The organism is Bacillus sp. GC_Bacil_1 (assembly GCF_026540675.1).
In the GTDB taxonomy this organism is placed as follows: Bacteria; Bacillota; Bacilli; order Bacillales; family Bacillaceae_G; genus Bacillus_A; species Bacillus_A cereus.
On record NZ_JALNUG010000002.1, the window covers coordinates 128,753 to 155,022 of the forward strand.

The window sequence follows — 26,270 nt, forward strand, 5'->3', positions numbered from 1 at the left end:
TATTTTTCCAACTGTGTTTTTGATTTTATCAGTCCTGTAATATACAGGGCTGTTGCTTTATTAAACTACATCTCCTTCTCTAATAACCGCCCTTTTTTGAAATAAGTCCGTAGTGTTGAACGATTGGCCAAAAATACACCAATCAATATAAGACAAGCTCCCATTCCCATTGTAGGATTTAAGGGTTCTCCTAATACGATATAACCTACGATAATTGCTATTAATGGTGATACATATAACCACGTCGATGGAAATACTGGGTTTGTTTTTGATAAGAGCCAGTAATATAATCCGTGTCCACCGATCGATCCGATAAATATGAGATATAAAATAGGCCATTGTACACTCCATGAAGTTAATACAGTTACATTTGGTTGTTCTACAATAATAGATGCGATTAATAGTAAAATCCCTCCATAAAACATTTGAATTCCGTTAATAAGAAATGGTGATACATTTGATAAATCTGAAAGTATTTCTTTCGAACGAATAGAGCCTATTCCGTAAAATAACTCTCCTATAACTAAAACAATACAAGCAATACTCCATATGAAACTTACTTGTTGATGCATTCCTGGTAAAGAAACAAATATAACACCTATTAGTGCAATAACTAAGGCAACGAGTTGTTCCTTTTGTAATTTCTCCCTATTCCTCTTTGCTTGTATTAATAAAATCATCATTGGTCCCGTAGCAGAAAGAACAGCAGCTAATCCCGAAGAAATATATTGTTCTGACCAATATAAACTTGCGAATGTCATAAATGTTAAACAAAATCCAGCATACATAATACGTTTTGAAAATATATGTGGCATAATTTCTTTTCGCTTTAATTTAAAAATAATCATAAGGATTATACCCGCTAAAAAGAAGCGAATTCCTGCTGAAAACAACGGTGGCGCCCCTGCTTCAATTCCAATTTTAATCGTTAAAAATGTTGTCCCGAAAATAATACATACTAAAATGTAATTAAAAATGACCATTTTACTTCCTCCTTTTTACTCTTAAAATGAGTATAGAGGCTATGGTGTATAACAGTGTATCGGTACATATAACAGTTACTTCAAGTTGTAGTTGATTCCCTATATATTTTTCGCTTTAATTAAATTAAAAAGAAAAATAGGTGAACCTATGAAGATTGTATTGCGTAAAGAATCAAACATACCGTATTACAAGCAAATATATATGCAAATTGTTGAAAGAGTACAAAGTGGTATGCTTTCACATGGTGAATCCCTTCCTTCTTTACGTTGTATGGCCACAGATTTACAAATCAATGTATTAACTGTTCGTAAAGCTTATAAACAGTTAGAAACAAAAGGGTATATACGCATCGAACAAGGAAAAGGTGCTTACATATATAAACGTGTAAAGAAAGATTTCAAACCGATACCGTATAAATGGCAACAATCAAGATCTATTAATGTTATGCGTTCTCAATATGCAATGAATAAACACCGTAAATATTATGATTTTTCACAAGCAATTCTGTATCCCCGTCTGTTACCAAATCCATTTTTGGCAGACGAAATGCATAAATTGCTAGATAAAAATCCGATGTTGTTAGCAACATATGGGCCAGTTCAAGGCGATTATGAATTGCGAGTTGAAATAGCAAATTACTTAAATGAACACCAGAAATTAGTGACGGACCCATCTCAATTATTAATTACAAGCGGAGCACAACAAGGAATTGATTTAATTGCTCAAACATTATTAAAACCTGGAGATACTGTATTAGTAGAAAGTCCGTGTTACAGTGCCGCGCTTGATGTTTTCATCAATAAAGGTGTTCAAATCATTCCTGTTTCTCTTGATAATCATGGAGTTCGCTCCGACTTAATTGATGATATTTGTCAAAGTAAAAATCCCGTTTTATTGTATACGAATCCGACCTTCCAAAACCCGACAGGTACAGTAATGAGTAAAGAACGAAGAATGGAACTTATAGAACTAGCGGAGCTATATCAATTTTTTATCATTGAAGATGATTCTTTCGGAGAAATATATTTTGAAGATGCTGTAGTACCACCTCCAATCAAAAGTTTTGATAAGGATGGCCACGTAATATATATAAAAGGATTTAGTAAAACGTTAGCACCAGGATTGCGTATTGCAGCACTTATTGCCGGTGGCCCTATTTTTGAATGGCTATATGCAGTGAAAGGTTCGATGGATATCGGTAGTCCTTTATTAACACAAAAGGCACTTCTACCGTTTTTACGTGCGGAACGTATGAAAAATCATTTAGAAAAATTACGAACAGCTTTACAAATGAGACGTGATTTAACAATTGATATATTATCGCCATTAAAAGAACTAAACTTTGAAATACCAAATGGCGGTTTTAATTTATGGGTGACACTGCCTGATTCGATAGATCCCTTTACCTTATTACAAAAAGCAAATGAAGTAGATGTCTCTTTTTTACCAGGAACAGCTTGTCTATTAAATTACGAAACAAATGATAACCAATTAAGAATTAGCTATTCAATGTTAAACGAGAAAGATATGGAAATTGGATTAGAGAAATTACACGATACAATACGAAACAGTATTTGTTAGAAGTAATATCACAATAGCCAACAATAAATAATACCCGCAAATGAAAATGTATAGTATGGGATATTATCTATTGTTGAGCTTTTTCGTTATTCAAATCTAGTTACTCTATAAGCTGTAATCTTTATTATCATTCCACTTTAACTACAATCTTTCCTCTAACATGTTGTCCTTCACTCAAAATATGAGCTTCTCGAACTCCTGCTTCATTAAATGGCACCACTTTACTTATGATTGGTTTGATTTTTCCGTTTACAATTAAAGCTGATAATTCTTCTAATTGTTTTCCATTTGGTTTTAGCCATAAAAATCCTGATTTTATTCCTTCTACTTTTTGTAGTGGTTCATGAACAATGGAAACTAGAACACCACCAGGTTTAATAATTCGAAAACTTTTTTCTTGCACTTCGCCACCTATTGTATCTAACACAATATCAAAATCTGATACTAGTTCTTCAAATTTATCTTTTTTATAATCAATAACGAGATCCGCTCCTAAAGACTGTAAAAATTCTTTATTTTTACTACTAGCAGTCGTGGCAACAAAAGCTCCAAATGATTTTGCGATTTGGATTGCCAAACTTCCAACGCCACCAGCTCCAGCATGAATGAATACACGGTCATTTTCTTTTATTTTTGCGTAATCTACAAGACTTTGCCACGCTGTAAGTCCTGCAAGAGGAATAGAAGCTGCTTCTTCGTAACTAATATTATTAGGCATATGTGATACTAAATCTAATTGTACTGCAATGAATTCAGCATAAGAGCCGCTTCCTATATTTTCAGGTTTCGTAAACACTTTATCTCCTATATTGAAGCACTCTACATCTTCTCCAACTTCTTCAATAACTCCAGCTACATCTAATCCTAAAGTGATTGGAAATGAAAAGCGTAACTGTACTTGTAAGTCACCTTTTCTTATTTTCCAATCAACTGGATTAACAGATGTTGCATGAATACGTATTAATACCTCATTATTCTTAACAATCGGTTTTAAAACTTGTCTTTCTTTTAATTCTTCAACACTACCATATTGATCAATAACAATTGCTTTCATTTCCTCTCCTCCTTGCTGTTTATTTTAATAACATACAATTATTTCTCAAAATTTTTTGCCTTGAATTACCATATACTTATTTTTGGGGGTAATTATGCAAAAAGCATTATAAATTAAAACTTTAATCATTCCTCACCAATCGGGCTCTTACTGCCCGGCAAATAGCGGGATGAATTTCAAAAAGAATCTTACACACATCTTAGAATTATTCAAAACTGTATTATTAATTAAATTCAAAAGAAATGGGGCTAACTTTATGAGTGAAAAGATATTTAAAATAAACGGTATTGATATATGTACAGAAAGCTTCGGTAACTCTAATGATCCCGCTATTTTATTAATTATGGGAGCTACTTGTTCAATGATATATTGGGATGAAGAATTTTGTGAACAGTTGGCGAACACAGGGAAATTTGTTATTCGCTTTGATAACCGCGATGTTGGACGCTCTGTTACATATGAACCTGGCACTTCAAATTATTCAGTAACAGATATGGCTGAAGATGCAATCGGGGTATTAGACGCTTATCATATTGATAAAGCCCATCTTTTTGGTATGTCATTAGGTGGTATGATTGCTCAAATTGCCGCTGTAAAACATCCCGAAAGAATTTTGACGCTAACTTTACTAGCGACTAGTGTAATAGGATCTGATAATAATACTCGCGATTTACCCCCAATGGATGAAAGGATTTTAACACATCATGTAAAGAGCGCAAGTATAGATTGGACAAATAAAAATGATGTGGCAGAATATTTAGTTTCAGGATCTCGTCTATTATGTGGATCAGAACGAATATTTGATGAAAATAGAGTTTATACACAAGTAAAACAAGAAATAGAACGCGCAAACAATTTATTAAGTATGTTTAATCACGCTTTACTTCAAGGTGATGATGCATATGAAGGTGTACTTCACTCCATACAAGCACCAACATTGGTTATTCACGGAACAGACGATACAGCACTCCCATTTGAACATGGCCTCGCACTAATTGATGAAATTCCAAACTCAGTACTATTAACTCTTAAAGGGGCAGGTCATGAAAATCATCCAAATGATTGGGAAAGCATAATTACTGCCGTTTCTAAACATACATCTGAAATTTAGACAAACAAATAATTAACAGAATGGGCACAAATTGCATTGTGCCCATTCCATTTACAAACAAAAACCCATCACTGTATTCGTATGTATAGTGATGGGACTTCTTATATTTTTCTATGTTTAAAAAAATGGACAATCTAATTGATCAACAGATTCCCATAATTTTTTTTTTGCATTTTCGGTGGATGTATTTGCTTCTAGTGTCATGTTTTTAAAAGGGTTTACTTCGACTTTTAATAAGGATGAAGGCTCCACATATAATGAGAAAACATGGCTGCTTGGTAAAGCTTTTGAAACGTCAATATCTCCTACTTGTTTAAATAATTGCTGCGCAGCAAAAAAGAAGAAATTAGTTGGATTTGATTGTTTATTCAGCCACGCAAGCATTTCAGGTGATACCGATTTATGAATATTGATTTTTACTCGATCACCACGTTTATATCGCCTAGATCGCATACTTCCACCAACTAACTTATCGTTAAGTTTGTAAATCCTAACTCTTTTTGCTTATGCTCTCTATATTTTGGCGAACAAGTATAAACTAATAATCCTCGTGCATTTGTAAATAACGGATTATCTACAAAGATTACATTTTTGAGTCGTCCTTTTTGCTTTAAAATCATTTTTAAACTGTTTTTAATAATTACTGCACCCCCGCCATAAATAAACACGTATGGATCGTCTTTCATATCATCAATTTTATTTATAATATCTGTTGCAACACGTGCTGCTAAACCTAATAGCGCTGGCTGTGATTCCTCAACTAATAAGGTATTTCTCGGATGCTTATCATTTAAATAAATTTGATTGAATTCTGTAATACTATCAATCGTCTTAGTTGGATACTTCCGGTTCCATCTCGTAATGATTTGTAGTAACGTCTCTTTTACACCATAAGATAAACCTTTACTTAGTTGCGGACGGAAATTTACCCCTAATGAAACGACTTCTTCTGTCGTCCCTGCACCAATATCAAAAGAGAGTAGAGTTTTATCTACAAAATCAATTTCAGAAACTTGATTTTGCTCACATTCTATTTTATGTTTCACAACATTTCCTTCTTCATCGTATACAATGCCCCACGTCCCAGAAGCACCCTCAGGCAGGCATTTACAATACTCAATTGAAACATTAATTGTCACATCGCGTCCGTTCGGATAATGGAAAATAACCTTATGATTTCCCATATAACGTTTTGCATTTTCAGCAGCTATTTCTTGTGTAATAAGCTGCATAGGAAGAGCGACAGATAAATCATATCGAATATTAATATGGCTAGAAGTTGGACTTTGACGCATAGCGCTTACCGCCAAACCTGATAGTATTGTAATAACCATTAACTCATCCGTTGACTTATTTGATTTCTTCTCTACCTCAGTACCTTTTAATTGATCTTGAATGACTTTTTCTCCAACGATGTATCGTACATTATTTAGCATTAACGATGGCGAACTTATAGTCACATCAATGTGGTTTTCTAATTCAGATAATGAAACATCTACCTCGTCTAAGAGTCCTGTAGGCTCACCTATATATAAAGAATAAATACTCGGAATAAAAATAGGGTCTTGCCCTTTCACCATTAACTTCAAACCGTTGTTTCCTGCATCTGCACCAGCTTTTAAAAGTATAGACATAACTACCCCCTAAATTAATCTGACATCCCTTCCAAATATATGCGAGCCCATTCTTTTACATTCAAATGTATTGTAATTTTTTATTTATCATAAAACCAAAATATTGCATACTTACATATTATATGTAAAAAGTATTTGACATGATGCTTTTCCAATTTTATACTTATATTTGTAAAGAGTTTTTTACAATCGAGGGGGGCAATTATTTATTGAATACTAAAAAAACTATTTTTATAATCATTGTTTTAGCATTAATTGCAATACTAGTACATGGCACATATAAATACATCACTGAAGGTTCTATTTTGGGTGGTACGATTTTTGCTATCTCGTTAATACTTAGTAATTTAATTAATCACATTACTTGGGGAGATCCCCACGGTGTATCAGAAGAAAGTCAAGATGAAATGGGCCAACAAATTACATATAAAAGCTTTAAAATTGCGTATTTTGTGCTTGTAGTTGTAATGTTCCTTTTATTAATCTTCTCCGAAGGATTTTCTATGGGGGCTAATTTAGATGGCGTTAAAAACCTCCCTCTGTTCATCGCAATTTGCTCTTCATTCTTTATTTATCCTATTGTCGAACTCATAGTTGCAAAACAATATAAGTAAAAAGATGAGGTTTTCTACATGTAGAAAACCTCATCTTTTTATATTTACATACTCTCTACAATTGCTTTTAATTTATTCACAGTACGCCAATTCCTAACTGTAGCTGGTGTATGTAACTTCTGAAACTGGTTCATTAATTTAGAATTTCGAATGCTATTTTTGAAAAACAAATAAGCAACCTTCTCATCTATATAGCAATCTTCAAGTTCACTTTTAAATGTAAGCAATTGACTACTTTCCTCTTCAGAAAGTACATTAGCTAAAAAAGCAACATGAACACTTTCTCCTTCTAACAATGAATGAACTTCATACGGACATTGTTTAATAATATTTATAAATTCACCATATGTTCTTAGCATGACTGGAACATCGAAATCAAATTCATTTTTTATTTCAGATTGTATTCGGTCCTTTAGAAAGTTTATATCTTCCTCAGATTCGAACACGATATTACCACTTTGTATATATGTTTTCACTTGTTTTAACCCTATTGATTCAAACACTCGTTTTAAATCAGCCATTTTGATTACTTTATGTCCACCGACATTGATTCCTCTTAGTAATGCAATATAAAGTGTCATATTATTCCCCTCACAATAAAATAAACTTATCAATTGAATCAATTTTCCCACTCATATTTCTCGGATATTTGTTTTAATTCTTCTAACATATCATGAATAGATAATACCTCAAATAAAATAATAGACTCACTTGAAAAATGGTGATGATAATGATTTGGTTTATAATCTTTTAAATCATTTTTATAACTCCAAAATTGCTTGTCTAATTCAGCAATAAGTTTCAAATGTTCCTCATCAATTTCATTACAACGTTTTCTCAATATAGCAATTATAGAATGAATTGTTCGTTGTAATATTTCCCTTTCACTTTGTGACCAGTCACAAGTCTCAATTGACACTCGAGCTAAATTATCTATATGGTAAATGATTTGCTGTAATATATGAAGTTGGTTCTGCATGGTTAAAAAGCTTCTCATTTCCTTCTTTGTATGTTGATGATATTTCCAATCTTTCTGCTCATATTGAACAAATTGTATCGCCTTATGCAATAATACAGTCAATTTAGATAAACCCTGAGCGGTCTCCTTTTTCATACCTTTTCCTGCAACTAATGCAGTAATCCATTCTTCCATAATATTTGCTGTTTTAGCAAATAGATCCTCTGTACATCCAAAAATCGTTTTCGTGTAGTGTGGTGGGAAAATGAAAAAATTCACTAAAGTAGATACTATAATACCAGTAGATGTAGTAGCTGAACGAATTAAAAATGCAGTGAAATAATGATCTGCCGTAATTGGAATCATAGCTACAGCAGTTAAAGTTGCGACTAATGTTCCCGCATGTAACCTTAGTTTTTGACATGTAACGATCGTAAACATCGCAGCTAATGCATAAGAAATTGCTTGATGACCTAAGAAAAATGTGAACGTCATGGCATATGCCGATCCAATTGTTGAGGCCGGAAAGCGAATAAGCCCTTTTTTTATTGAGTCTGTTGCAGTTGGTTCAATTGTAACAATTGCTGTTATTACAGCAAAAATAGTTGGAATGTTAAAAAATTCACAAACTAACACTGTAAGAAAAACTGCAATCCCAGTTTTAATGACTCTTCCCCCAACGATATTCCATTTTCTATCTTGATTCATTTTTTATATCCTTCATTTCTGTTTCATTTTATATACATATATTATATATTACTAAAATAAAAAAACCTACTACGTGAATATTCAAGAGTAAGTTTTCTATATCATTATTTCATTATAGGTAAATGCATTATTATTTGTTGGCCAATTGGTCCCATTCTTCTAAAACCTTTATCCTCGAAGCCCACTTTTGCATATAAATTTTGTGCAGGAATATTTCTTTCATTCACAGCAAGTACAACTTCATTTTTTATTGGAAAATAGCGTTTTACAAACTCTTCTAATAATAACAATGACTTTTTAGCGAATCCTTTTCTTTGTCTATTGTGATTAATAGAAAATGACGTTAAAAGTAAAGCATCCTCATTATCTGTGAACTCCTTTACTCTATCTCCCGTTTCCAATGCGAAAAGACCCACCGGTACGCCATTGTAATCTAAAATAACAATCACATTTTTTGTACGATCACTTTTTGCTTTTTCCAGTAATGCGCTTGGATCTGTTGTAAACTGAACTTGTTCACTTGGTAAAGTAAATGTTTGTATAACTTCTTTATATTTCTCCTTATACGGAACTAATTGAATTTCCCCTGTGTGTATGTTCATGCTAAACTCTCCCATTTTTTAGCTTATTAACTTATACCTTGCTGTGCTTTTGAATGCACTCTTCCATCTAAAAAGGTAATTTCAACAAATGAATTTGGATTGTTTCCTTTCCAAGCAAAAATTTGTTTAATTTGTGTAGAATGTTCTACCCCTTCTTCTATAAGTAAATCCCCTTCAAAACCAATTAAATCTTTCACTTCTGTATAAGTCATTCCTTCATTTATGTTCGAGAAATGATTTATATTGATAGATTCTTTCTGTTGCCTTTCCATCACAGTAGAAGAAGTTGCTGTTTGATTTTTCACTTCTTTTCTCTTTTCACACGCTGTCATACTGAAACCTAAGCATAAACTAAACAATATACATGCGCTTTTTTTCATCATAACAGTTGTCCCTCCCATCATAATTAAACCATATATTCCCTTAAAAATAAACTGAATATTTAATATTATAGTTAAAAACCTCGCACAATTAAGTACGAGGCTAATTTCATTTATTCAAATGATTATTTGATTGATCATCCTGTTCTTTTCTTAACTCTTGTTCTTCATCTTTTGGTAATTGTTTATCATTATCTTTAATTGGATTCGTTTCTCGATTTTCAATCATATCATTTGGAACTTGTGGCATTACTCGTCCCACAATAGCCGCTAATTCATCTAGTATACCTTCACCTGTTTTTCCTTTTTTAATTTGCTTTCCGATTTGTTTGAGGCGTTCATACGTATCAACATCTGCTACAACGACTGCATTAGCACCGTCAGGGTCATTTTTTAAACTTTCTGCAACAGAATATTTAATTGATTCAACACGAGTTCGATCAAGTTTTGCTTTTACGTCTATACCTACAATAGCATATTTTCCAACAACGACCGCTGTCGCATCATTCACACCTGGCACACTTGCTGCTAAAGATGCTAAATGATCTGCCGCTTTTTCATTTGGCTTATTTGATTTATTCGTATAATTAACATTTTTCATTGAAACATTTTTTTGTTCCGGCTTTTCGTTTGGGTTTTCTTTTGTTCCAATACTGCATCCAGTTATAACGAAGCAAAGCATTAATATATATATTAGAGTTTTCATTATTTTCACCACTTCACTTTTAAGGTTTAATCATAAATTTTTTCAACAGCTTGCATTTTCTTTACCTTTTCCTCGGCCCCGCTATTAGCATTAATGAATATTTGGTACGTATCTTTTCCTAAAGTACCTACAAATTCATAGCAAAGTACTTCATTATGCAAATCATTAACTACTACAGCTTTACGTTCTTCCATTACTTTTACATCCGGATTGATTTTCTTTCTTGCTTCTGCTGCAGTTAGCTTTGCCGATGGAACTGTTCGTTTTTGATGTGACGCTAAATATTCTTTTGCGGAGAACCCTACGATAGAACCGTCATCTAAAGCAATTTTCATTTGGATTGCTTCTGGATAAATTCGTACTCCATTTTCATTTACTACATACGTAAATACACCAACATTATCATATTGAGAGCTATCATAAAGCTCCATATTATTAAACTTATGGTCCTTTAAAAATTTTAAACCTTTACTACCTGCATCGTTTAAACTAACTTTCTGTTCTTTAATTTCGCGGTTATTCATAACCCAAATTGGATATCCGCCTTTTCCGGTAATATCCATATAGAACTCATTGTTCGTTGCTTCATCTTTAATTTTCACACTATAGAAGGATTCTTTCGCACCTTTTCCACTTTTCTCTACATCTACTTTTTCATTTCCTTTTAAATTTAAAAACGATTTGGCAATTTTCGCCGCTTCATCTTTAGAAATTGCCTTTCCTTCCGCTTCAAATCCGCCTTTTTTATTTTTTTGCGCACTTGTAAAGGTCGGTCCGAAGTTTGTAGAAGAATATGATGTTACGTTTTTCTCTACAGTTTTCAATCCATCAATAATTGTGTTATCTGCTGGATCACGATTTGATGCAAGTGCCATTTCTACATCCATCCAGCGTAAATTATTTTTCAAAACAAGATGTTGTACTTTTCTTAGTTCATCTTGTATATTTCCTGCATTTGAATATAAAGTTTGTAGCGTTTTATATTCTTGCTCATTTAACGGCTCTTTTTCTAAATCACGAATGGCTGCACGGTAACTGAAATCACCGATATTCGCTAAAAATTCTTCCGTTTTATTAAATGGCATTAATGTTAAAGGAAGTTGTCCAACATCTGAGCGAGCTTCAGATGTTAAACGCCATACATCCGCTAATGCAGGTGATAAAGATGATCGTGAATTCATCGCAAGTGTTGTGCCAATTTTATCGTGTAATAAATCGACTTCGTATGCTAAATCATGGAATGCACGTTGATAGCTATTTTCCGCTCGAATTAAAACCGCATTTTTCTCTTGGTGCTCTTTATAGCCCCAATAGCCTGTTCCTACTACACCGACTGTTAATAATACAATGATAATACCTCGTAACATTGTCCCACCTCCGCTCTATTTACAGAAAATATGTTTACCGATTTTTTTAATTTGTGGACGAGTCCAAATCCATTTACTAGTCGCAGTATCTGGATTGAAATAATATAAAGCATTTCCTGTTGGATCCCATCCGTTAATCGCATCTAAAACTGCTTTTTTTGCTGTTTCATTTGGCGTTAAATATATTTGTCCATCGGCTACTGCTGTAAATGCTCTAGGCTCAAAGATTACACCTGAAACAGTATTTGGGAATGACGCACTTGTAACACGATTCAAAATAACGGCAGCTACTGCAACTTGTCCTAAATACGGTTCACCACGTGATTCGCCGTATACTGCGTTTGCCATAAGCTGAATATCATTTTGAGAATAACCGTTCGGAACATTTGTCCCTTTATTTTGAGGTGGTTTATTCTCTTGTGCAGTTCCGCCGCTATTTCCTTTATTCGTTGTTGTCCCTTTATTAGCAGTTGACTTGTCATACTTCGTTGCCTTCACGAGCATTTGCTTCGTTTTAGCTCCAGCTAAACCATCAACGGGTAATCCGAATTTCTCTTGAAAATTCCGAAGTGCCCAGTATGTACCCCATCCGAAAACACCATCCACTTTTCCCGTATAAAATCCGTTATATTTCAAACGAGATTGCAGTTCAATGACATCTTCGCCAGATGCTCCTCTTTGAATAACTTGATTAGAAAAAGCTTCTACATTCTTTAGTTGTATACTACTGACCATTAAAGACAGTCCTATGAACGCAAGTAAAACTGCTATTTTAAAAATAGCTTTTTGGCGCATAATTTTCCCTCCTTAATTACGGAAATGATTTCTTGGTTATGTTTTGTAAAAGCCTCGCTTTTATGTAAAGAAGACAAAAAAATCCAAACTAATATCGTTGAAAAAATATGTAAACAATATAAAAAAAGGATGAAAGGAGTTCATCATGAAGAAATCGTTAAAACGTGTCGCACTCGTCATTCTGTTCCTAACAACATGTTCAAATATATATACAGACTCATCAATTGTTCATGCGCAGCCGCCGTATGCCAAATGGGGTAAACTTGCCGTAGAAAAGACGAAAGAACAATACCCAAAAGCAGAAATTATTGACTATCTTCATATAGGTAGAAAACCAAAAACAGTTCAAATAACTGTTGAAAAATTTAAATTGTGGTTACGTGAAGATGGAAAAGAATATGGTGTTTTTGTTGATGTAGAATTTGAAACGAAGACGGAGAAATTTATAAAGTTGTCGTTTCAGAAGACGAGTAGATAAAGTGAAACCCCACTGTTAAAAATGGAAACAGTGGGGTTCCTTGCATTTCTAAAATTCTTTCCTAAAGTTTCGATTCCCTAAAAATCTTACCAATATACAAATAGCGCCAATTACTACAGCTATCCCTATACTATATAAAAGTACTTTACCATATCCACCTATTCTCGGATCTAAAAACGGATATGGATACCAATTCACGATTGGACCACGTATTAAGCTATATACAACGTAAAAGCACGGGAATAAGAGCCAACTTGCAGCTTGTTTCCAAGTGATTTTCTTAATAGGTGGATTTAAAATCCAATCTAAAAGCATTGCAATCGGCATGATATAATGTAGCACAGTATTTACCCATGGTATTGCCGTTTGAAGTGACTCTTCTAACCCTCTTAGTAACAAAAAATAAACGAGTCCTGTCGTAAGTATGTATACCGTTGCCGCACCACGAAGTATACTAAACTGTTCTGAGCGACCAAATGTAGCTGTTCCGATACTGCTTAAAAGGAGAATACATGCAACTAAAATGTTACTTTCAATAGTGAAGAAACTAAAAAAGTTAACTGGATTAAACGGCTTCACTTGTGCCCTAATTATGAATTGCGTAATAATGGCGCTACACACTAGAAGACTTAAACATAATCTAAATAAAGATAAAATTTTTTCATCCTTCATACATTCCCTCCTTTTCTTATATATAATTAGAATTTCCCTGTACATGCTCAATAAATAGTTTTAATGGAACAAGCCCACGTTTTGGCATATGACTACTTATAATAGCTACTATTTCTAACTGAGGAATGATAACGATGTATTGTCCGCCGTATCCCATAGCAAAATATATACAATACGGTATGTGAAATCTTCCGTTATCTAATACCCACCAGTGATATCCATATGCACCGACATGTTCATATGTTTCAAATAGAGCCCTACTTGACTCTTCTAACCATTTCGCTGATACAATTTCTTTTTCATTCCAATATCCATTTTGCAAACATAACTTTCCTAATTTTAATAAATCGGTAGATTTCATTTTCATACCGAAGCCGCCGACATATATACCTTGCGGATCTTGTTGCCACTCGTATTCGTTAATTTCTAATGGATCAAATAAATATTTCTTTGCAAACCGCTCTGTCGACATTCCAGTAGCTTCTTGAATAATATAGCTCAGTAAATGAGAAGAACCTGAATTATAATTCATTTTTGTAGCAGGTTCTTCAATTATTGGCTTTTCTAATATGTACTGTACCCAGTTCTCTGATTCTACAAAGTCATTTGGGAATACTACTCCATTTCCAAACTCTTTCCAATCCTCACCAGTAGTCATTGTTAATAAGTGATAAAGCGTCAAATCATGTTTTTCCCCAGGTACATTTTCAATCCACTCTGTAATCGGTGTATGTATATCATTTATATAGCTCTTATCAAGAGCAATACCAATTAATAAAGATCCAATACTTTTTGTAATCGAATTTATTTTATATAATTTATTTGCACATTCAGGTGTTTTATAGTACTCAGTTGTTAATTCCCCTTTTTGATAAACAAGAAATGTATTCACTTTTTTCTTTTCGAATTTATTTTCTAGTTGCTTGAAATCCAAAAACTTTACCTCCATTTAAATAGTTACTCCATTTATTATATCTTGTTCCTTCATTTTAAACATAATTGTGCTCAAATAAAAATAAACCTGTCAGTCATAATGAACTGACAGGTTTATTTTTATAATTTCGTACGAACATTCCACAGCTCTGGGAAGAATTGTTGATCAAGTACTCGTTTTAAATAAGAAACACCGGAGGATCCACCTGTTCCCATTTTATGTCCAATAATTCGTTCTACTGTTTTCATATGACGAAAACGCCATTGTTGTAGCCAGTCTTCAATATCAATCAATTTTTCAGCAAGCTGATATAAATTCCAATATTTTTTCACATCCGCATATACTTCTAACCACGCTGCTTCTACTGTTGCATCTTCTTCATAAGGTTGCGTAATATCACGGTTTAACACATCTTTATGAATAGGGAATCCTTCTTTTACTAATGCTTGAATCGCGACATCATATAGACTTGGTGCATGTAGCGCTTTATGAAGTCGTGCATGTAATTCTGGATCCTTTTCATAAATTTTTAATGCGTGTGGCGTTTTATAGCCAAGTGCATACTCAATCATACGATATTGATACGATTGAAAACCTGAAGCTTGACCGAGTGAATCACGAAACTCAATATATTCTGATGGTGTTAATGTCGCAAGAATATCCCAAGATTGAATAATTTGAGACTGAATTTTTGATACACGTGCTAACATTTTAAAAGCTGGTTGTAATTTATCTTGTTTAATAGATTCAATCGCCGCATTTAGCTCATGTAAAATGAGCTTCATCCAAAGCTCACTTGCTTGGTGAATAACGATAAATAACATTTCATCATGATGGTCCGATAATCTTTTTTGAGAAGATAGTAAACTATCTAATTGTAAATACTCCCCATACGTCATATTCTCTTTAAAATCCGTATGAATCCCTTTTTCCATAATTACTTTTTCATTTTCTTTCATATTAGCCAAACGCCCCTTTTATATGATTCTACTTATATTGGTCTAATAACGGCTCGAACTGGACTTCCATCTGCATCAGTTAATGCAAGTGGTAATGCAATAAGTTCATAATCACCGTCTGCTACATGATCTAGTACGACATTTTCTAAAATATGAATTCCATGTTTAAATAATTGATGATGTGCTGCTAATTCTTTATCATCTAGCGGATCAACTGATGGTACATCTACTCCGATTAAACGAATACCTTTCTCTGAAAGAAAAGGTGCTATGTCTGCACGTAAATGAGGGATCACATCTGGAAATTCTTCAGCTTTTCCATGTGAAGATGTACGTAATAATAATCGTTCTACACCTTCTAAATGAAAGCTTTCTAATTCCTTTTTCCCGATGCTTTCAAAATTAGAAACGTCAATAATCCGTGCTGGACCAACATAAACTTGAACATCTAAATCTAATACTTTCTTTCCATCATTATCAAAATGAAATGGTGCATCAATATGAGTGCCTGTATGAATACTCATCGTTAACTTTCCGACATTTACCGAGCCACTTTCTTCTTTTGACCATGAAACTTCATACGAGAACGGTGTGTCTCCTGGCCACGTTGCAATATTATTATTTAGCGGTTGTGAAATATCAATCCACTCTGATGTTTTCATATTTATGCCACAACCTCTCGCTTATTTTCAAACTGCTTATACTCTTCATTTTTCATAATTTTCTTTAATATTTGTACAGATTTCCACACTTCTTCGTATGTGTTATATAAAGCGACCGGCGCAAGTCTCACCCCATTTGGCGCTCTAAAATCTGGAATTACTCCATTTGCTTTTAGTGCTTTACATATACGTGCTGCTTCTGCATGCTCTAAATAAATGTGCCCGCCTCGTTTTTCATCCTCTAATGGATTTCCAATTGTAAATTCGAAATCTTTTAATTCATGTTCAATTAAATTCAGCATGTACCTCGTAATATGTAAAGATTTCTCACGTAAACGCTCAATACCAGCATCTTTGAAAATTTCAAGTGAACCAATTAATGGTGCTGTACTTAAAACGTGAGGTGTACCAATTTGATAAGCACCTGCATGATCAGCGGCTGTTAATGTATGCTCCATATCAAACTGCTTATCTTTTCTAGAACTAAACCATCCAGACAACCCTGGTAGTCTATTAAAATGTTTATTATTTACATAAATTCCTGCAACGCCACCCGGTCCTGCATTTAAATATTTATAATTGCACCAAACAGCAAAATCGACATCCCAATCTTTGAAATGATGCGGAATAGATCCTATTGAATGGCATAAATCAAATCCAATGTGAATGCCGCGTTTATGAGCTTCCGTTGTTAAACGTTTCATATCCAGAATTTGACCACTTCTATATAAAACAGAAGGTAATAAAATTAAAGCGATATCATCTTCCATCGCATAAATAATATCTTCTTCTGAAAGTGTTCTACCATCTCGGCTTTTCACTCTTACTAAATGCTCCTCTGGATCTAATCCTTTTAAACGAATTTGACTTTGAAGTGCATAAATATCTGATGGGAAAGTTAATTCATCCGCAAGTATTTTTGTACGTATTCCTTTTGGTTCGTAAAACGTCGCAATAACTTGGTGTATATTTGTAGTTGTAGAACCGGTTACAATAGTTTCTTCCGGTAAAGCACCAATAAGAGGGGCTGTAAGTTTACCTAATTTCTCTGAAAGGAAAAACCACGGGTGCTCACCTTCTGTCCAGCCGTCAATGCCATACTCTTTCCACGAATCTAGCAACGTAAGTAATGATTTCTCTGCTCTTTTTGAAAGTAGTCCTAATGAGTTTCCATCTAAATATATCGTTCCTTCTTTTTTATAGAATTCAGTTTGAAAATCTTTCAGTTCATCATGTTTATCACATTCAAGCGCATATTCATAATTCGGTTGAAATGGTTCTTTATACATGGTGTCACCTTCTCTTAATTTTCTTTTTATTCTAACTAATTGAAATATATCACCTCAATTGATACGACGTCAATGATATTATGTCAGTTGACTTTATATATGAATTTCTTTTACAATACAGTTATATTTTCAGATATTTCAGTATAAAGAGGTGATTCTTTGAAAAACAGTACCCTTTCATCAAGAAAACACCGCTCCTTAGAAACGAAGAAAAAACTATTACACTCTGGTTACACTATTTTTATAAATAACGGATTTCAAAAAACGACAATTACACAAATTATTAAACATGCAGAAACTGGTTACGGAACAGCATATGTATACTTTAAAAACAAAGATGATCTCCTCACCGTTTTAATGGAAGATGTTATGAATCAATTTTATGATATTGCCAAGCGCTCCTTTTTGCCTCAAACGAAGGAAGAAGCACATAAAATGATTCAAAATCAAGTTAGAGCATTTCTACAACTAGCAAAGAAAGAACGAGCTATTTTACAAGTTGTAGAAGAAGCAATCGGATTATCAAAAGAGATACGTCAAAAATGGGACGAGATACGGGAACGCTTCATAAACAATATTACGCAGGATATTACATACTCTCAAGAAAGTGGATTAGCACAGCCTGAATTAAATAAAGAAATTGTAGCACGTGCTTGGTTCGCAATGAATGAGATGTTTCTTTGGGCAATTGTGAAAAATGATAAAAAATTTGAGTTAGAAGAGATAGTACATACATTGACGGAGATGTATACGACGGGGTTATATAAATAGCACACCTGCAATAAATACGGTGTGCTATTTTACATCTATAAAAATATATTATCTGGGTATGGTAGTGCTAAAGTAGGCTTTTCAGAAAATGAGAAATATTGTAGTTTTAAAGATTCACCATCTATCGATTTCAGTTTTCCACTAGTAATTTCACATTCAAACACAACAACAATATATTCTACTTGATTGCCATTCGGATATATATGACGGAACCTTTCCCCTCCAAATACCCCTTTTTGTTTTTTTACTTGCACTTTCAAACCCGTTTCTTCCCACACTTCACGAACTACCGCTTCTTCTGGAGTTTCTCCAGGCTCAATTGCTCCAGCTGGCAAACTCCAGTATTCTCCACCAGGATATTGAAATAAGATTTTCCCTTGCTCATTTTTAATAACAGCAGCTACACTCGGTATTAGAATTAGTTCATGGCCTAATTGCTCACGAATTTTTTTATAATATAGCGACATTGACATACAATTCTCTCCTAACCTATTAATAACTGTATTTTCTGATATTAATTGTATAATATTCTTAATACAAACTACTATATAGAAAGGATAAGAACATGTCACAAGAAAAACTTGTAAACAAGTTTCTATCGTTTTTAGGTGCTACAAAACAACCTACTAGCTTAAAGTTTTTAAATGAGCTTATTAAAGCTCATCAAGAAAAGGTAAAGTGGGAAACTCTTACTAAAATAATTGACTGGGAAAAAAGTAATGAAACAGAGGATTATTTTCCTTACATTGAGACATACATAAACCGTATTACAACAAAAGGTTTGGGCGGTACTTGTTGGACACACTCAATTGGATTCCATTGGTTACTATCCAATCTTGATTTTGATGTTCATTATATGTATGTATATGGATCCTGGACATTTATGTTTACGAGTTAATTTAGAGCAACCTTATTATGTCGATGTTGGTTACTGTGCGCCTTTATTCCAAGCTTATCCACTTTATGAAGCATTTCAAGTAAGTAATGTAAGAGAAACTTTCACTTGTGAAGTCTCAAATAATAGGATTAAAATTGCTAGAAATCCAGGTCCAGCAAAAATCTTACATACAGATCCAATACATTTATCAAGTATGAAAGAACTCATTACAAAGTCTAATGATTGGCGTATATCTCCTGTATTAAAGAAAATTCAGATTTTCGGTTATATCGATGGCATTCCGACTTCTATTAATAATAATGTTTTAAAACAATATTCCCAAGGTAAGAAAATAGAACAAAGCCTTACATTTTCTGAACTTAATTATTGGATAACAGAAAGATTTTGTATTAATTAAGAAATATGTGAAAGAGCTATTGAGATTTTCAATGAAAAATCTTCAAATAGAATATTACAAACAAGTTCTTTAATATCTTTAGGCTGAGGTAATTATCTTTTTAAAATATTTTAGTAGTGGCCATAAAGCATACTCCTTATGATCTACATAACTAACAACATCCCATTTTAACTTTTCATTAATTTCACTCATAAGTTGGGGTATTACTACTTCACCATATTTTTTAAAACATTCATGAGTTCCTTCGTAATTTTAAAATAAAGTTTGATTAAAAATATCGTGTTAACCCGTATTCTATGGTAAATAAAAAGAATCCATTTTGAAAAAGATTGATCAAAATGGATTCTTATCCAGCAGGTTTATGTTTTGGTTTTATAAAAAAGTTTGATCATTTTCTATCAATGAAAACAATTAATTGACTATTTTTATTATGAAAAGGTCGGAGCAGGAAATTCATCAATTTTGATACGAAGTAAACTATAAGGTTTCTGTCGTAAGTCTTTTCCATAATGAAATCTAGGCTGTCGATGTAATTGGTTCACAATGACATACAAATATTGATCCGGACCAATTGAAAAAGTATCCGGCCACAAAATTCTCGGATCATGTGCGATAGCTTCCATTATGCCATTTGGCAATATCTTACGGATACTGTTGTTTTCATAATCTCCAGCATAAACAGCTCCCTTTGCATCGGTGATCATTCCATCAGACGCACCTTTTTCTCCCCAATACTCCACATGATAAGGTAAATTCATGTCCGGTATCGTTCTGTCTCTCAAGGCTTCTGTTGAGATCGAGAACAAATGCCGACTGGTTAGTGGAGCAAAAAATAATATCTTTCCATCGGGAGAAATCGCAAGACTATCAGACGCCAACCTAAATGGAGAAGTTGAACCGTCTTTGTTTCGATTCATTAAAATTTGACCTTCTACTTTCGGTAAAAAATAGGGATCGGGTGAAGTTGAATTTGCTCCATTTAACCGTCTAAACGCGTTTCCATTTGATAAATCTACGACGATAATAGCTCCTGGTCCTCTTGAAGAAGAATCCGTTATATAGGCATAACCTGCTTTTCCAACACGAAAATCAAAACGGACATCATTCAGATAAGTTGTAGGCAGGACAACATCTTCTGTAAAGGTATATACTTTTCTTATTGTATTGGTTTCTAAATCAACAGCGACTAATTTTGCCCCCCCTTTAATAGGTTCAGAAAAATTGGGTGCCGCTGTATCTAATATCCAAAGCGTTCCCCTTCCATCAGCAACTACACTTTGGACACTGATGAAAGTCATTGGGATATTCTCGGGGTTAACCAAATTGGTTTGTAAATTAGGATAAGGCTGCAATTTATCCTCAAAAATTTCCGCCACCGTAAATTTAACATCGTCTCCCCATTTCGGAAAGCAAATGAAAATACGACCGGTTTCTGAAACAGTAACACCTGTAGGCATAGCCCCATAAAATGCATAAACTAGTTCTAAATTACCGAAATATTTTTCACTAGGTAACATAGGTTTCATAATATCCTCCTCAAGCATTCAAACGGGATATCTCCTATATATGATTTATATTTTTTCTAGTGCATGTTTCTTAATAAGTTTTTCTATACGAAAAGATGATTGAATTGATTGTTTTCGAAATTTAATAAGTCTGTCAGAAGAAAGGAAACATTTTAATTTAAAGGTCTCCAGATGAAGTAGAATTCAATTAGCAGGTAGCGAAGTTCAACATTCCCGAATCAACGTTAAGCTGGTATAAAAATGGGGAAATTTCCCCATTTAAATTTGTGAAAAAATGTACTTAAGCTAAACTGCCCGTTAGTTTAAGTGTAACACTTCACAAACAATCTTTTGAGTATTCTTATTATTCCTGTTTCCTCAACACTCTGGCCCTTTAATTGAACAATACAACTGAAATTTAAGGGGCAAAAGAAAAATCTTATATTAATACAGGGTTTTATCAATCTTTTTTATAAATTATCAAACTTTATTTCAAATCAATACCACACTTTATTCCATGTTCCATGAGTGACTAACGGGTGCTTTGAACAAGAAAATAAAGGTGAGTACATATTATACATGACTAATATGCGCTCACCTTTATTTTTTTAGGATTTTTAGCTTTTAGGTCTTGATAATAATTTTTAGTGGTTTTATTAACAATTTATATTTAGTAAAATTGCTTTTTATGAATTTAATATAAGTCCAAAGAATTTCCTGGTCAATATAATAACGTATATCAGCACACTTTTTCTTTATTTATTCTACTTACAATTCCAACTATAAATTTATATTCAATCCTCCTCTTCTTAGTTTTTTTAAACCCTTCTTTCGTATCAAAAATAAAACACGTTTTCCGAAACCAAATTCGTACATATAAAGACTCAAAATAAATAGGTTTTATAATTCCTCGTTCCTCAAATTCAGTTCCATCTTTATTTTCAGTTTCTGTTCGAACGAACCACCTATTTCCGAAGCCAATTTCAATATACTTCACATAAGTCCCCCTTTCGGAAATTAATTTCTAACTGTTCTATTATTTCCCCGGTAAGCGCACATTCCGACAGAACATGAGCCCACAAAGAAAAAGTAGATTACAAAAATCTACTTTATAACTTATATTTTTGCATTCGTTTATAAAATGTACTACGGGGTACATCTAATAGTTTTGCAGCTAATGAAACATTTCCGTTTGTCTTTTGTAATGCTTCAATCATGCTATCACGCTGTATTTTTTCACGAAAATTCAATGTATGTTCGGTTTTATTTTCAACTTGTAACTCAAGTTGTTGTTGATTTCCCATCATTGTTTGTATCAAAAGAGCGACTTGTTTTTCGCATATTTCCCGTCCTTGCGACAAAATGTAAATGCGTTCTAATGCATTTACTAGTTCTCGAATATTTCCGGGCCATGTATGTTGTAAAAATTGATTGCAAATACTCTTCGGAAATACAACATTCCAATTCTTCTGTTCGCAAAAGTGTTGTATAAAATATGGGATATCCTCTTTTCTTTCTATTAACGATGGAACATATAACGGATAAACGTGCAAACGATAATATAAATCTTGACGGAATTTCCCTTCTTCTACTAACCGTAGTAAATCTTTATGTGTGGCAGTAATAATACGAATATTTACTGGTACCTCTTTTGAACTTCCTATTGGAGTTATTGTACGTTCTTGTAAAACACGCAATAATGCTACTTGCATCTCTGGTGGTACTTCACCAATTTCATCTAAAAATAATGTTCCTCCATTCGCTTGTTCAAATTTCCCTTTATATCCTTGACGTCGCGCACCTGTAAATGCACCTTCAGCATAACCGAACAATTCACTTTCTATTAATTCTTTAGGCAAAGAACCGCAGTTAACAGCTATAAAGGGCCCGTCTTTTCTTGGACTATTTTCATGAATCGCTCTCGCGACATATTCCTTTCCCACTCCTGTCTCACCACATACATACACACTAGCATCAGTCGGTGAAACAAGCTTAATTTCTTCTAGTGTGTGTTGAAATGCTCTGCTTGTCCCAGTAACTCCTGGAAAAGTAATTCCTTTTATAAATGTGAGAGCAGAATATGTATTCATTTGTTCGTTTTCCTTTAAATACATACATTTCCCAATCATTCTTTCATTACTATATACTGGTATCTCTAATTTAGTTTCTAATCCATGGTGCATTAACTCTTCAAGTTTCATTCTTGACCAATCATTTATTCGTTCACGAACGCTCTTACTCGCAGAAACGATAACATCACGATGATTACAAATAACTACTTGTTCATCACTATCAATGACATCTAAAAAACGATGAATTAAGTGTAATTCATTTTGATGAACTCTTATGCTACATTCACGTTCTATCGCATGTGCAATTGAAGTTACCATACCGAGCATATATGGATGCGAAAATTCAATTGGACAGGAGAAATCTAGAACACCAATTAATTTCCCGTCATCATTATGAATGGGAGCAGCCGCACAACTCCAGCTATGAGATACCACGGAGTAATGTTCAGTACCACTTATCATAATAGCTTCTTCAATTTCTAGCGCTGTTCCTATTGCGTTTGTCCCCACAGCTGCTTCCGTCCATTTTACACCTTCAATAAAATTAATATGTTTCGCTCGCTTTAACGTTTGTTTATTTCCACTTAACGATAGAACATAACCATCTGGATCGATTAATAATGCCATCATTTGTAGTTCATCAATGGTTTTTCTCATATTTTGTATTTGAGGGATTGCGATATCTAGGAAGATTTCACTCTTTTTCTTTTGATCTTGAAAAAAAATAGAAGACAAAATTTTCTGACCTTTATTCATGTGAGGATTCACATTTGCTTGTTTACATCGATGCCATGACTCTGAAATTCTTTCGTTTATACGGTTCGAATCAAGGACTCCTTCATTAATAAACTTTTTCCATGTATGTAAGTAAAACGGTGAAGCTAACATTGTATCATCTCCCTATTCATTGTTTTGGAGATCTGTAAAAACATACTTTTATTATAAAACTGAATAAAAGCGTTTTCAATAAAACTAGAAAGACGACACAAATATGTTAATAATTTGAATATTTTAATGCACTTCTTTATTCTTTTTTAGTAGCACTATATTTTGTATAATGGAAGCAAAGAAAATACATAACCAAAACCACTTTTGTGGATTACCGTTTATAAAGAAAACAATCACGGCTATTGCAAATAAAATAGTGGATGCTAAACTAAAATATAATTTTGTTTTCATTCCTATTATCCCTCACCCCTCTATTACTTTACAGTACATACTAACTCTTCATTTTTCATCTCTACTATGTACTCCTGTAAAACATATTCTTTCCCGCCATGGTTTTCATACCATTCATGTATTCTTCTAATATGCCTCTCGTCACTTCTAATTTTCGATTCTATTTCTTTATACTGTTCATAACTATCATATTCCCATATGGCAAATACTTCAGACGTACCATTCTTATTATCTTTCATCCAGCGTCCTATTAGCTTAGAACCATGCTTTAATTGATTAGGTAAGTTCGTGTTATTGAAATGATCATTAAATACTTCTATGAATTCATTTTTCACTACATAGTACTTCCTTCTGTAAAACATACTTCTTCACCTCTTTTATGAAAAGTATCAGTAAACCTTCCCATCACTACCGTATTATAATACTTTCCGTCCGATAGTCTTTTGTCATTTTTCAAAACGCCTTCTACTTCAAAACCTAATTTTTTATAAAGATGAATAGCTTTCTCGTTTGTCTCTAATACTTGTAAAGATATTTTATTTACTGCATTTTCGTCAGCCCATTTAATAGATTGTTGTAATAGGCTCTTACCCATTTTATATCCCCAAAACTCTTTTAAAATGCAAACGCCAAACTCCACTTTATGAGATAATCTCTTAAAATTTGATCCTTCACACCTTGAAAATCCAACGATTCGATTGTGCACTTCTGCAACTAAAAAGAGATTCTTCGTCTCTTCACTATCTGTTTTTATTATTTTTTGAAATCCTAGATTATCTATAAATCCCTCTCCAGCATCTCTATCCATATTTTCAGTTTCTCCATCAATCTGAACTCTAATTTTCGATAACTGGTCAGCATCTTTCTCAGCTGCAGAACGAATTGTATAAGTTAATCCATTTATATGAAACTCTTGCTCTTTTACAATCATGTCAAACTCCTTTCAAATGAATATAATGGCGCTATTACAACTTGTTTACCTTGTTTCTCAAAGTCCTGAACAGTTTCTTTACTAGCCTCTTCGTCAGTTATAATAATGTCAATTTTTTTTAGAGACTCTCCTCTTATAAAACAATCTATTCCAAGTTTATTATGCGGAACTAAACAAATATTTCTTCTAGCAATTTCACTTACTCTTTTACTAAAATAAGCAACTTCAGGTGTTGCGGTACTAATACCTTGTAATGAAATGCCTCCACCTGTAGAAAAATACAGATCAATAGAAAATCTACTTATCAATTCAGAGGCAAGTGTATCAGTAATATTCCCTGAAGGTTTTACTTTTCCGCCAATTAAATACGTATCAATATTCTTATATTCTCGTAGATAACCAGCTATTTCTATAGAATTCGTAATAACCGTAAATGATACTTCCGGTAAATATTTCAGCATCGCATTATGAACGGAAGCCCCACCAATAAAAATTGAATCACCTTCTTGTATATAAGATACCGCAACTCTTGCAATTGTGTCCTCATATATTGAGCTATCACTATAACGTTTAGTTGGTTCCGCAGCTAAGTTTCTCACTCGCGTAAGCTCAATTGCACCTCCGTGCGTTCTTTTTAATAAACCATCCTTTTCCATAATAGACAAATCTCTTCTTATAGAATCAATAGACATATCAAATCTTTCCGCAAGATCCTTTGCTATTACTCTTCCATCTGTATTAAGTAGTTCTAAAATTTTCTCTCGACGTTCTTCAGTAAACATGTTATCACCACCGTTATTGAAGGTTCAGAAACTTAAACTTTATTTTAATTATATGCATGCCTCTTCCGTTTTACAATATTTTCAATTCTTATTTATTCTGTTTTATACAGTCTTCTCCCTCTTTCTATCCTGTTAACTTGACAACCAAATAAATGTATATCTGTATATTACGCAAAAATACTTCCATTTACCTTCCTATTGATGTAAAATTATTCCTATGTTTTACTTTTTAATACAGAAAGGGATT

Annotated in this window: 28 protein-coding genes and 1 pseudogene; 6 read left to right on the forward strand and 23 right to left on the reverse strand. The window is 33.3% G+C overall.

What is annotated here, in order from left to right; genetic code table 11:
• Positions 1–65 precede the first annotated feature (65 nt).
• Positions 66–983 carry a DMT family transporter gene (locus tag OXT04_RS03650; protein WP_000234339.1) on the reverse strand — a complete coding sequence of 306 codons (918 nt, stop codon included), beginning with the start codon at positions 981–983 and terminating at the stop codon, positions 66–68.
• A 148-nt stretch (positions 984–1,131) separates the two neighbouring features.
• Between OXT04_RS03650 and pdxR the strand changes: the two genes are divergently transcribed.
• Positions 1,132–2,565, forward strand: a complete 1,434-nt coding sequence (pdxR, locus tag OXT04_RS03655) for a MocR-like pyridoxine biosynthesis transcription factor PdxR (protein WP_000706779.1) — start codon at positions 1,132–1,134, stop codon at positions 2,563–2,565.
• Positions 2,566–2,692: 127 nt separating this feature from the next.
• Here the strand turns inward: pdxR and OXT04_RS03660 are convergent, their stop codons facing one another.
• Positions 2,693–3,619, reverse strand: a complete 927-nt coding sequence (locus tag OXT04_RS03660) for an NADP-dependent oxidoreductase (protein ID WP_267413139.1) — start codon at positions 3,617–3,619, stop codon at positions 2,693–2,695.
• A 256-nt stretch (positions 3,620–3,875) separates the two neighbouring features.
• Between OXT04_RS03660 and mleBCA the strand changes: the two genes are divergently transcribed.
• A complete protein-coding gene (gene mleBCA / locus OXT04_RS03665) occupies positions 3,876–4,730 on the forward strand; it encodes a BCA family alpha/beta fold macrolide esterase (RefSeq protein ID WP_063547478.1) in 855 nt (284 codons plus the stop codon).
• 117 nt (positions 4,731–4,847) lie between these two features.
• Here mleBCA and OXT04_RS03670 read toward each other — a convergent pair whose 3' ends face one another.
• A complete protein-coding gene (locus tag OXT04_RS03670; RefSeq protein ID WP_001257761.1) occupies positions 4,848–5,183 on the reverse strand; it encodes a hypothetical protein in 336 nt (111 codons plus the stop codon).
• A gap of 11 nt (positions 5,184–5,194) precedes the next feature.
• A complete protein-coding gene (locus OXT04_RS03675; protein WP_000025622.1) occupies positions 5,195–6,364 on the reverse strand; it encodes a ParM/StbA family protein in 1,170 nt (389 codons plus the stop codon).
• A gap of 209 nt (positions 6,365–6,573) precedes the next feature.
• On the opposite strand from OXT04_RS03675, the gene OXT04_RS03680 reads away from it, so the two are divergent.
• Positions 6,574–6,978: a hypothetical protein gene (locus OXT04_RS03680; protein ID WP_001093141.1), complete on the forward strand. Its 405-nt coding sequence runs from the start codon at positions 6,574–6,576 to the stop codon at positions 6,976–6,978.
• Positions 6,979–7,022: 44 nt separating this feature from the next.
• On the opposite strand, the gene OXT04_RS03685 is transcribed toward OXT04_RS03680, so the two are convergent.
• The 7 genes from OXT04_RS03685 to sleB form a co-directional block, all read right to left on the reverse strand.
• Positions 7,023–7,559 carry a DUF1697 domain-containing protein gene (locus OXT04_RS03685; RefSeq protein WP_000177384.1) on the reverse strand — a complete coding sequence of 179 codons (537 nt, stop codon included), beginning with the start codon at positions 7,557–7,559 and terminating at the stop codon, positions 7,023–7,025.
• Between the two features lie 38 nt (positions 7,560–7,597).
• Positions 7,598–8,644: an aromatic acid exporter family protein gene (locus OXT04_RS03690; RefSeq protein ID WP_267413149.1), complete on the reverse strand. Its 1,047-nt coding sequence runs from the start codon at positions 8,642–8,644 to the stop codon at positions 7,598–7,600.
• A 104-nt stretch (positions 8,645–8,748) separates the two neighbouring features.
• Positions 8,749–9,261: a GNAT family N-acetyltransferase gene (locus OXT04_RS03695; RefSeq protein WP_141526240.1), complete on the reverse strand. Its 513-nt coding sequence runs from the start codon at positions 9,259–9,261 to the stop codon at positions 8,749–8,751.
• A gap of 11 nt (positions 9,262–9,272) precedes the next feature.
• On the reverse strand, positions 9,273–9,629 hold the full coding sequence (locus OXT04_RS03700; RefSeq protein WP_016512697.1) for a hypothetical protein: 357 nt from the start codon (positions 9,627–9,629) through the stop codon (positions 9,273–9,275).
• Positions 9,630–9,735: 106 nt separating this feature from the next.
• On the reverse strand, positions 9,736–10,332 hold the full coding sequence (locus OXT04_RS03705) for a YhcN/YlaJ family sporulation lipoprotein (protein ID WP_000854060.1): 597 nt from the start codon (positions 10,330–10,332) through the stop codon (positions 9,736–9,738).
• 26 nt (positions 10,333–10,358) lie between these two features.
• Positions 10,359–11,699: a germination protein YpeB gene (gene ypeB, locus OXT04_RS03710; RefSeq protein ID WP_016081334.1), complete on the reverse strand. Its 1,341-nt coding sequence runs from the start codon at positions 11,697–11,699 to the stop codon at positions 10,359–10,361.
• A 15-nt stretch (positions 11,700–11,714) separates the two neighbouring features.
• Positions 11,715–12,494: a spore cortex-lytic enzyme gene (gene sleB, locus OXT04_RS03715; RefSeq protein ID WP_001249053.1), complete on the reverse strand. Its 780-nt coding sequence runs from the start codon at positions 12,492–12,494 to the stop codon at positions 11,715–11,717.
• A gap of 145 nt (positions 12,495–12,639) precedes the next feature.
• Here sleB and OXT04_RS03720 point away from each other — a divergent pair, with 145 nt between their 5' ends.
• A complete protein-coding gene (locus tag OXT04_RS03720) occupies positions 12,640–12,972 on the forward strand; it encodes a DUF3889 domain-containing protein (protein ID WP_016512695.1) in 333 nt (110 codons plus the stop codon).
• 48 nt (positions 12,973–13,020) lie between these two features.
• Here OXT04_RS03720 and OXT04_RS03725 read toward each other — a convergent pair whose 3' ends face one another.
• The 5 genes from OXT04_RS03725 to kynU form a co-directional block, all read right to left on the reverse strand.
• A complete protein-coding gene (locus OXT04_RS03725; RefSeq protein ID WP_000650960.1) occupies positions 13,021–13,644 on the reverse strand; it encodes a Pr6Pr family membrane protein in 624 nt (207 codons plus the stop codon).
• 16 nt (positions 13,645–13,660) lie between these two features.
• Complete coding sequence (locus OXT04_RS03730) at positions 13,661–14,578, reverse strand: serine hydrolase domain-containing protein (RefSeq protein ID WP_267413158.1); 918 nt, start codon at positions 14,576–14,578, stop codon at positions 13,661–13,663.
• A 119-nt stretch (positions 14,579–14,697) separates the two neighbouring features.
• On the reverse strand, positions 14,698–15,537 hold the full coding sequence (gene kynA / locus OXT04_RS03735) for a tryptophan 2,3-dioxygenase (RefSeq protein ID WP_000661957.1): 840 nt from the start codon (positions 15,535–15,537) through the stop codon (positions 14,698–14,700).
• A 32-nt stretch (positions 15,538–15,569) separates the two neighbouring features.
• Positions 15,570–16,199, reverse strand: a complete 630-nt coding sequence (gene kynB / locus OXT04_RS03740) for an arylformamidase (RefSeq protein WP_000858069.1) — start codon at positions 16,197–16,199, stop codon at positions 15,570–15,572.
• 2 nt (positions 16,200–16,201) lie between these two features.
• The gene (gene kynU / locus OXT04_RS03745; RefSeq protein ID WP_000276261.1) at positions 16,202–17,488 is read right to left on the reverse strand and encodes a kynureninase; all 1,287 of its coding nucleotides are present in this window, start codon (positions 17,486–17,488) and stop codon (positions 16,202–16,204) included.
• Positions 17,489–17,647: 159 nt separating this feature from the next.
• Here kynU and OXT04_RS03750 point away from each other — a divergent pair, with 159 nt between their 5' ends.
• Positions 17,648–18,259, forward strand: coding sequence for a TetR/AcrR family transcriptional regulator (locus OXT04_RS03750; protein ID WP_000798544.1), 612 nt, complete (start codon positions 17,648–17,650; stop codon positions 18,257–18,259).
• Positions 18,260–18,294: 35 nt separating this feature from the next.
• On the opposite strand, the gene OXT04_RS03755 is transcribed toward OXT04_RS03750, so the two are convergent.
• A complete protein-coding gene (locus OXT04_RS03755; RefSeq protein WP_000062935.1) occupies positions 18,295–18,732 on the reverse strand; it encodes an NUDIX hydrolase in 438 nt (145 codons plus the stop codon).
• Positions 18,733–18,824: 92 nt separating this feature from the next.
• Here OXT04_RS03755 and OXT04_RS03760 point away from each other — a divergent pair.
• Positions 18,825–19,554: pseudogene (locus OXT04_RS03760) on the forward strand (arylamine N-acetyltransferase family protein).
• 428 nt (positions 19,555–19,982) lie between these two features.
• Here OXT04_RS03760 and OXT04_RS03765 read toward each other — a convergent pair.
• The 6 genes from OXT04_RS03765 to OXT04_RS03790 all read right to left on the reverse strand — a co-directional run bounded on the left by OXT04_RS03765 (position 19,983) and on the right by OXT04_RS03790 (position 26,023).
• Positions 19,983–21,080, reverse strand: coding sequence for an L-dopachrome tautomerase-related protein (locus OXT04_RS03765; protein ID WP_033657518.1), 1,098 nt, complete (start codon positions 21,078–21,080; stop codon positions 19,983–19,985).
• Between the two features lie 718 nt (positions 21,081–21,798).
• Entirely contained in the window at positions 21,799–22,056 is a 258-nt protein-coding gene (locus OXT04_RS03770; RefSeq protein WP_000873825.1) for a DUF3977 family protein, read from the reverse strand.
• Between the two features lie 112 nt (positions 22,057–22,168).
• Positions 22,169–24,019 (reverse strand): sigma-54-dependent Fis family transcriptional regulator, encoded by a 1,851-nt coding sequence (locus OXT04_RS03775; RefSeq protein WP_267413162.1) that lies wholly within the window; start codon positions 24,017–24,019, stop codon positions 22,169–22,171.
• A 314-nt stretch (positions 24,020–24,333) separates the two neighbouring features.
• Positions 24,334–24,672: an NIPSNAP family protein gene (locus tag OXT04_RS03780; RefSeq protein ID WP_000499988.1), complete on the reverse strand. Its 339-nt coding sequence runs from the start codon at positions 24,670–24,672 to the stop codon at positions 24,334–24,336.
• Complete coding sequence (locus OXT04_RS03785) at positions 24,645–25,241, reverse strand: GNAT family N-acetyltransferase (RefSeq protein ID WP_000635672.1); 597 nt, start codon at positions 25,239–25,241, stop codon at positions 24,645–24,647. Before OXT04_RS03785 ends, OXT04_RS03780 begins: the two co-directional genes overlap by 28 nt.
• Positions 25,238–26,023 (reverse strand): DeoR/GlpR family DNA-binding transcription regulator, encoded by a 786-nt coding sequence (locus OXT04_RS03790; RefSeq protein ID WP_000493642.1) that lies wholly within the window; start codon positions 26,021–26,023, stop codon positions 25,238–25,240. Before OXT04_RS03790 ends, OXT04_RS03785 begins: the two co-directional genes overlap by 4 nt.
• Positions 26,024–26,270: the final 247 nt, after the last annotated feature.